This window comes from Protofrankia sp. Cr1 (assembly GCF_963555865.1).
Taxonomy (GTDB): domain Bacteria; phylum Actinomycetota; class Actinomycetes; order Frankiales; family Frankiaceae; genus Protofrankia.
In genome coordinates, this window is sequence record NZ_CAUVXO010000181.1 from 1,919 (window position 1) to 9,449 (window position 7,531).

The 7,531-nt window shown below is 66.7% G+C and carries 5 protein-coding genes; all 5 read left to right on the forward strand.

The features are described 5' to 3' along the window. The first annotated feature begins 308 nt into the window (after positions 1-308). The 5 genes from U9980_RS15110 to U9980_RS15130 all read left to right on the forward strand — a co-directional run bounded on the left by U9980_RS15110 (position 309) and on the right by U9980_RS15130 (position 7,203). Entirely contained in the window at positions 309-3,284 is a 2,976-nt protein-coding gene (locus U9980_RS15110; RefSeq protein ID WP_322768492.1) for a hypothetical protein, read from the forward strand. A 113-nt stretch (positions 3,285-3,397) separates the two neighbouring features. Beyond that, a complete protein-coding gene (locus U9980_RS15115) occupies positions 3,398-3,946 on the forward strand; it encodes a hypothetical protein (RefSeq protein ID WP_322768493.1) in 549 nt (182 codons plus the stop codon). After that, the gene (locus tag U9980_RS15120; RefSeq protein ID WP_322768494.1) at positions 3,943-6,516 is read left to right on the forward strand and encodes an Hsp70 family protein; all 2,574 of its coding nucleotides are present in this window, start codon (positions 3,943-3,945) and stop codon (positions 6,514-6,516) included. Before U9980_RS15115 ends, U9980_RS15120 begins: the two co-directional genes overlap by 4 nt. Positions 6,517-6,603: 87 nt before the next feature. Continuing rightward, positions 6,604-6,915 carry a hypothetical protein gene (locus tag U9980_RS15125; protein ID WP_322768495.1) on the forward strand — a complete coding sequence of 104 codons (312 nt, stop codon included), beginning with the start codon at positions 6,604-6,606 and terminating at the stop codon, positions 6,913-6,915. Positions 6,916-7,032: 117 nt separating this feature from the next. Continuing rightward, complete coding sequence (locus U9980_RS15130; RefSeq protein ID WP_322768496.1) at positions 7,033-7,203, forward strand: hypothetical protein; 171 nt, start codon at positions 7,033-7,035, stop codon at positions 7,201-7,203. Positions 7,204-7,531: the final 328 nt, after the last annotated feature.

The following is a 7,531-nucleotide window of genomic DNA, read 5'->3' on the forward strand; positions in this document are numbered from 1 at the left end:
CTGGCGGGTTGCAATCCCCGACTCGGGCTCCTGCGGCCTCCGGACCCGACACAAAACTTTCGAGACACAAGCTTTCGAGGTTTGTACGATCAAAAACGGCCTCGCAGCCGGACAAAGCTCGAAAGATCGCGGTTGACCACGGACAGTAACCGTGCTCGCCCTCCCGGCCGGTCCCCTTGACGTCAATGCCGGCTACGCCTTCTGTCGAGGCAAACTAGAATCTGAACGAGTTCTGACCATCTGAGACGATTCGTGGCACCATGCTGTCGGCGGCAACTTGAAAGCGAGGCTGCCAGGGTGAGAGGCAGGTGAGCCCGCCGGGCGGGCGGGCTGACGAGCGATCCCTGCACGACTGGCTGCTCGACGCCATCGGCGAGCTGCGACACAGCCATGGCCCTAAGCGCGGCATGGCCCGTGAGCTCATCGAACAGCGGTTGCTGGAGCTCCCGGTCGACAAACCAGAGGTTGCTGCCGGGTACCTTGCCACAGTGGTGGCCGCCGTCCCCGGGCCGGTCCGTCCCGATGTGCAGTCGGAAATCCTGCGGCGCTGGATGCGAAGACCGAACCCGCCGGATTTCGATCGGACCTGGGACAAGCTGTCGGAGATCTGCGCACACGGCGACGATGATCTGCATTCCTGGTTGGCCTGGGTCATCACCGGGCGGATCCCCGCACCGGCCGGTCGTCGGATCAGACGACGCGCGCCGACGCCGACGCCGGTCGAACCCACCCCGGAATTCCGGCACTTGGCCGCGCAAAGGCTGCGCTCGGGGCTCGACGGCGGCAACACCGCCGAGGACGCGGTCACGGACGAACCCTTATGGCAGCTCTTTGCCCTCCTGGATCCGGCCGCGGCACCTGTCGAGCGACCGGATCGGTGGTGCTTCCTCGGCGACCGAGCAAGAGAACACGGTGGTCTAGCAGAGGCTGAGGCCTGTTATGCCGAGGGCGTGCGGCAGGGCAGCCGGGCCGCGAAAGAACGCCTCGCCTACGTGACGGTGCTGCGGGGGCGGGAGCTGATGATCCAGACGCGGTGGGCCGAGGCGGAGGATCTGCTGGCGGGGGCGGTGGCTCTGCACTTCCGGGCCGAATACCAGCTACTGCGTGCCCTCACCCAGCTACTCGGATCGGACCGCGCGGGCCAGGACGTCCTGGACGAACTCGAGTCGTTGCGTCATGGCGCGGATTCCCGTGGCCGACTCGCGGGGACACCGGTCGGGAGTGTGGCGGTGGTGGAGTTCTGGGTGGGCGTCGCCCAGTTCACGTTCGGCGACCGGGCAGCGGCTGGTGGCGCCTTCCGCCGCTGCCTCGATGCGCGGGCGGACTCCGCCGATCCGGCCCTGCTTGCGGCGGCACAACTGCTCGGCGCCGCCCTGGCGGGTGACACCGAAACGATGACTGAGACGGCCCGCATCCTCGAACAACAATGGGGGACGGAGTGGGCATCGCGCTGCATAGTCACCCCGCGCGTTGTCATTGCCGCCGCTACTTACCACGACCCGGTGTTGGCCGAGAGACTTGCAGTCAGTTGCGAGGGTGGGTCCGGCCACCTGGTCGCCGCCCAGGCGGCGGCCGCCCACCGGAAACTCGGCGAGGCCCTCACGGCGGCGAGGGAGCAGCGTGTGGGTGCGGCGCTGCGGATCGTGGGCGACTGGTCGACGACCCCTCCCCCAGGGCTGGACTCGGCCTCCCAGATCCTCGTTCGCGAGCTCAGTGCCGCGCTGACCGGAAGCGCCATGCACGACCGTCTCGCCTACGAGGCACTGGAGCAGGACGGGCAGCGGCAGCCGTGGACGGAGGATGCCGGACGCCGTTGGGAGCAAGGCGGCGGACCGTGGCGCATCCACCATCTCGCGATCGTCCACCACTCGCGCGCCTACGACCTGGAGACGGCCGGCGATCCAGTCGCGTTCGATCATTGGCAGAAGGCCTTGCGGCACTGGGCCACGCTGTACCGCGACGATGCATTGTGGGAGCTGCTTCGCCGGCACATGGAGGAGGCCAGCGGCGGAGCGCCGTCGCCGGGACTAGTCGACCGTGTCGACCGCGTCCGCGAGGCACTTCCGGACGATCTGCTCACCCCGCACGTCACCCGCATCCTGCAGTTGGCCTCGGGGAATCCAGGTGATCTGTCCCGGGCGCGGCGGCATGTCGAGATGATCATCGGGTCGACCTTGCCGACAAGAGCTGTCGAGTGGGCGCGCGAACGGCTCATACACGATGTCGTCGAGCGTGTCATGGCGGTGCGGGTGCCAGAGCTTGCCGAGGACACGGTCGAGGAGCTTGGGCACTGGCTCACTGTCGATCCCACCAACCTCTACCTTGGGTATGCGTTGCTGTTTACCAGCCGTATGGGGTTCCAGGACGCAGTAGGCGATCATGGCTGGTGGAACCGGATCTCGCCGATGGTCACGCGGGTGCAGAAGCTGGTCGAGCCGTTCCGTGCCGAGATGGGGACGGCGCCTGCCGGAGACAAGCCCGCCATCGGCGAGCCAAGCCCCGCCCGTGCCCGGTTCGAGTTCGAGCTTGCACGACTGGAGTTCTGGATGGGTTGGCGAATGTGGGAGACGATCGTGACGCGCTACGGCACCGCCTATCCGAACGCACTGGTCAGAATAATGATGGCAAATGACCTGGATGAGACGATCGCGCATTTCACCGAGGCCCTGCGCCTGGACCCTGACCTGCCGCTCAGCGGCGGCTACTACCGGGAAATCAAAGACATGCTGACTACGGCCAGAGGACTGCGGGCACGTCTTGGCCGTTCCCAGCCCGCGAGGCCATCCACTCCCCCTGGGTGGCGAGCCGTCCCTGACAGCAGCTCGGCTGCGGCGGGTGGTGGAAGTGTGACGGCGGACAGCCCGTGGGTATGGAGGAATGGCTGGAATCCCTATCGGTCGAATCCGTTCCAGGTGCTCGACCTGCCATCGGACCTCACCGACCGGGCCGAGATCCGCGCCCGGATCCGTAGGCGCAGGATACGTATCGAGCGCGCCGCCGAGAGGTATCCGCTCTTCGGGCGGACCTTGCAGGTCGCTGACGTCAATCGCGCCGAGGAACAGATCTCGGACGTCGCCGGGCGGCTGCGGGCCGTACTGCTGTCGCACCGCCCGGAGCGCACGGAGATCCGGGTCACCGATCTGTGCGATCGATATGAGCAATTTTCAGTGCCAACTGATCCGTTGTTAGGCGTGACAATCAACGAGCCGGCGCTGGGTAACCTGCTGCCCGGCCTGTCGGCGGCGGAGCCGTCGCCGCTCTGGGAAGAAAGGGCGCGCCCATGAGCGGGGCCCACCGGCGACACAGAAACGGGCACGCCGGGTATGCCGCGCAACCATTACCTCGGTCACTGCGACGCCCCCGACCTGAGATGGCCATTGTGGAGCAGGAGCGTCCAGTGGAGCTCCGTGCACCGGACACCCCGCACAGCATCATCCACCAGTTGCTCGCCGCGCAGAATCAGGAACGCCGCGAACACCTGGATGCGGCGCGCCGGGTAGCCGACGTCCACCGCGCCCGCTACCGCATGCTCGCGGTCGGAGCCGCGAACGCGCTGCACGACCTGCGCGGCTTCCTCGCCGCCAACGAGCGGGCCCTTCGGGGCGCGGGTCTGTCTGCCGAGGTCGATGGATTGGCTGCGGTTGCGCGCCGTTTCGACCGAGACGTCGGCCGGGCGGAGGTCGAGCTCGTGGATCCGAGCGGCCGTGCCTACCCGGAGGTGGAGGGGGAGGAGCTGGCCGAGGTTGTGCACGCTCCCGACACGGCCGACGAATCGCGGCTGATCGTCCTGCGTGCGATAAGGCCGGCGGTGAAGCTGCCCGGCGGGGAGCTCGCCCAACGTGCGCAGATACTGCTCGTGGAGCGGGAGTCGGAGCAGCACGAACAACACGAACAACACGAACAACACGAGACCGGGCCGCGACGAGAGGGTGGCAACAAGGCATGAGCGTCATCGTCGGTATCGACCTCGGGACCACGAACAGTTGCGTCGCACTTCCCGGCAACGCCGATGTCCCGGGCCTCGACGCGCTGATAGAGGAACGCCGGTTGCGTCGCGTGGGAGACATGCTCGTAATCACCAATCGCGACCGCTCGCCGACCACCCCGTCCGCGGTATGGGTCGATCAGGACGGCACCGTTCTGGTGGGTATGCGGGCCAAGAGCAAGGCCCGTACCTCACGGCTGCCGCCGGCGATGTTCTTCAAGCGGAACATGGGCACCGACCAGCAGGTGACAGCCGGCCATGCCACCCTCACCCCGCTGGAGGCGTCCGCGCACGTCCTGCGTCATCTGAAGGCGCTGGCCGAGGACGTGCTCAAGGTGACGGTCGAGCGGGCTGTCATCACCGTTCCGGCGTTCTTCGAAACCCGGGCGAAGAACGAGACTGCCCAGGCCGGCGCCATGGCCGGCCTGGATGTGGTGGAAACGCTGATTGAACCGGTTGCGGCGGCCATGGCGTATACGCGGGATATCCGTGGTGATCTGGTAAAACGGCAGCATTTTTTGATCTACGACCTCGGTGGCGGCACTTTCGACACCTCGGTGGTGTCCTGGGATCCCGAGTTAGGCTTCGAAAACCTTTCCTTCGACGGGGACCGTTACCTCGGTGGCTACGACTTCGACCGGCGCATCGTCCGCTGGATGAGGAGCGAGCTGCCCGAGCACGATCTGGCGGTCGACCCGGACGATCCAGCGGACATGGCGGTACACGCAAGCTTGCTGGCCCTCGCGGAGGAGGCGAAGCACGAACTGTCCCGTGCCACGTTCGCCGAAATCGTCAGCCAGCACTGCGTGGACCGGCGGGGCGAGCTGATGAATCTCAGCCTCGTCCTGGAGCGGAATGAATTTGAGGAGATGATCGGCCCGCAGCTACGCGCGACGCTCACAAGGTGCGACCGGTCCGTGCAACGCGCCCGGGAACGGGTGGAACGTGACGGTGGCCGTCTCAGCGACATCGACGATGTCGTCATGGTCGGTGGCTCCTCGCGTATCCCGATGGTCGTCGACCTGCTCAAGGAACACTTCGGGCGGCCGCCGCGCAGTCTCCATCCCGATCTGTGCGTGGCCGTCGGCGCGGCGCTGAAGGCTGCTAACGCACCGATCCGCAGCGGTGTCCTCGAACTGGACCGGCCAGAACCCACGCCCCTGCTGACCGATGTGAGCGGCCGGGTGCGCGCTGGCGTTGGTGGCCCGCTCACCGACGCGGCTGGCGTCACCGTGGTGCTCACATCGGACGATGGTGTCCAACGCCTGCGGACGACCACCGACGCCGACGGGCTGTTCCTCTTCGAAGACGTGCGTCTGCGGGAGGACAGCGACAGCGTGTTCACGGTGGGAGTACATCTGAAGGACGGGCGGGAAGTCGGTGCGGAACGGCTGGTGGTGCAGGCCGGACGTGACGAGCCTCCTGCGCCCAGCGGCGACGTGCTAGCACACGACTTCGCTCTCCAGCTCAAGAGCGGCCTTCGGCGCGTCGTCTTCGCGGGCACCAAGCTCCCGTACCGGACCGCCTTCCAGCTCGAAACCGCTAGCCAGGGCACGATCCTAGAGGTACGCCTGTTCGAGGGCCGGGTGCCGATCGGCAAGGTCGAGGTCGGCGGACTGCCCGCCGCCCTGCCCGTCGGCACGCCCGTCGAAGTGACCCTGGAATTCCAGGTGGGCTGGACCATCCGCGCCGAGGCGGCGATCCCGTCGATCGGGACGTCCGCCAGCGCTCTGCTCAACATTCCCCCACGTGAGGTCCCGGACTGGCAGGATTTGCGCTTTGGCTACGAGGAGGCGCGGACGTCCTGGGCTGAGCGGCGGGACGTCATGCCGCGGGCCAAGGCGACGCGGATCGGGCCGGAAATCGACACCCTGCTGTTCGAGATTGCAATGTTGCTGGACGAAGGCCATGACAGAGCTCAGGCCCATCACAAGCTGCTGGAGGCACAGACTCTGGTGGCAGACACCGCGCTCACCGCGGACAACTCGGACATGCAACCGCCACTGTCCGAGTTCGAGGCGGTGCTTGCCGACATCACTTTGCTGATGGAGATGCTCGCCAGGCGGGACCCGGCGAAGGCCAAGCCGTTCCAGGCGACCGTACCGAGCCTGGAAGCCGAAGGCAGAGCCGCGTACGAGCGCGGAAACCTAATGGGCTGGGTGCATGCCAACGACGCGCTGTTCGACCGCGTTCGAGCGCTCTACGATGCGCTGCCCGAAATGATTCCCACCCCTGCCCAGTTCCAGGACGTCCTTCTTCGTGAGATAAGCAGGCTTACCCGCCTGCTCAGGGACCTGAGGCGGCTCCTCGCCCCGGCTGTGGCCGATCGGATCGAGGCGGATCTCAACCGTGCCGCGTTGGAGGTCTCGTCGGTTGACCCGGACCGCGGCGAGCAAGCCCGGCAGGAACTGAGCATGCTTTACCGGAACCGCGTGAAGCCGCTGCGGCGCAGCATCGACCAGCACGGAGCCAGGACTGCGGATGACGAGGTCATCCTCCCTGACCTGCCCGACGGTTGGCTGGACGAATAGTGCTGGGAGGGGGCGACGGCAGCGGCCTCCGCCCGCCCCCGGCAGGAGTGCCCGGCCGAGCTGCACCGAGCTGAACGGAGTCGCGTGGTGCCGTACATCCTGACCTGTCCACTCTGCCGGACCAAGCTCGCCGCACTCACCGCCCGCTGCCCGGCGTGCAACAGCAACCTGGTGCCGCTGACCCAGCTGAAGGATCTGGCCGACCGGCATTTCAACGAGGCGCTCCGACACGCCCGAGCCCGCCAGTGGACCGTCGCCGCCGAGGATCTGGCTGTGACGCTCGCCCTGAACCCGGACGACTCCGAGGCACGGGCACTGCTGAGAAAAGTCCGCTATCACCAGGAACGGCTGCGACGGTTGGAAAGAACCCCCCGACCCCGCTGGCGCAGCACCCGCTGATCCGAGGAGGTGTCGTCCTGATCGTCGGCGCCCAACTCGTCGCCTATGCTTGATTTTTAACCTGCTTGACCTGCTTGACCTGCTTGACCTGCTTGTTTCTTTCCTCCGCGTCGAGGCATGTCCGCTTTACGCTGCTTCTTCCCGACGGGGTGGCGAGGCGCGGGATCCAAAATCGAAGCGCGTGCCGGCGCGGGACCGGCCAGCCGTCATCAGATCGACCTCGCCCAAGCCGCGCTCGCTGAGGACCATCCCGCACCAGCCTGGTTCGACTTCTACGACGCCACCTGACTCGCCGCCTTCGCGGGCCACGCCGCCGACTACCTCAGCCAGGCCATCGACGCCCTGCACGCCGACTGGTATCAGACGGGTCGAGCAGCTCATGGTCCCGTACCTTCGGACCTGAGATCTCCGGACCCAACACAAAACTTTCGAGACACAAGCTTTCGAGGTTTGTACGATCAAAAACGGCCTCACAGCCGGACAAAGCTCGAAAGATCGCGGCGGACGACAGCCAGCAGGTGACGACGGGCCGGTGACGACGGACACCGGCTAGTGGATGATGACCTCCAGGACGATCATCACGAGACCGAGCGCAGCGCTGCTGCAGGCGTACACG

Excerpts from the sequence above, each read along its gene's own strand:
- U9980_RS15130 (WP_322768496.1), top strand. The coding sequence starts at position 7,033 with ATGTCCGCTTTACGCTGCTTCTTCCCGACGGGGTGGCGAGGCGCGGGA.
- U9980_RS15120 (WP_322768494.1), top strand. The coding sequence starts at position 3,943 with ATGAGCGTCATCGTCGGTATCGACCTCGGGACCACGAACAGTTGCGTC.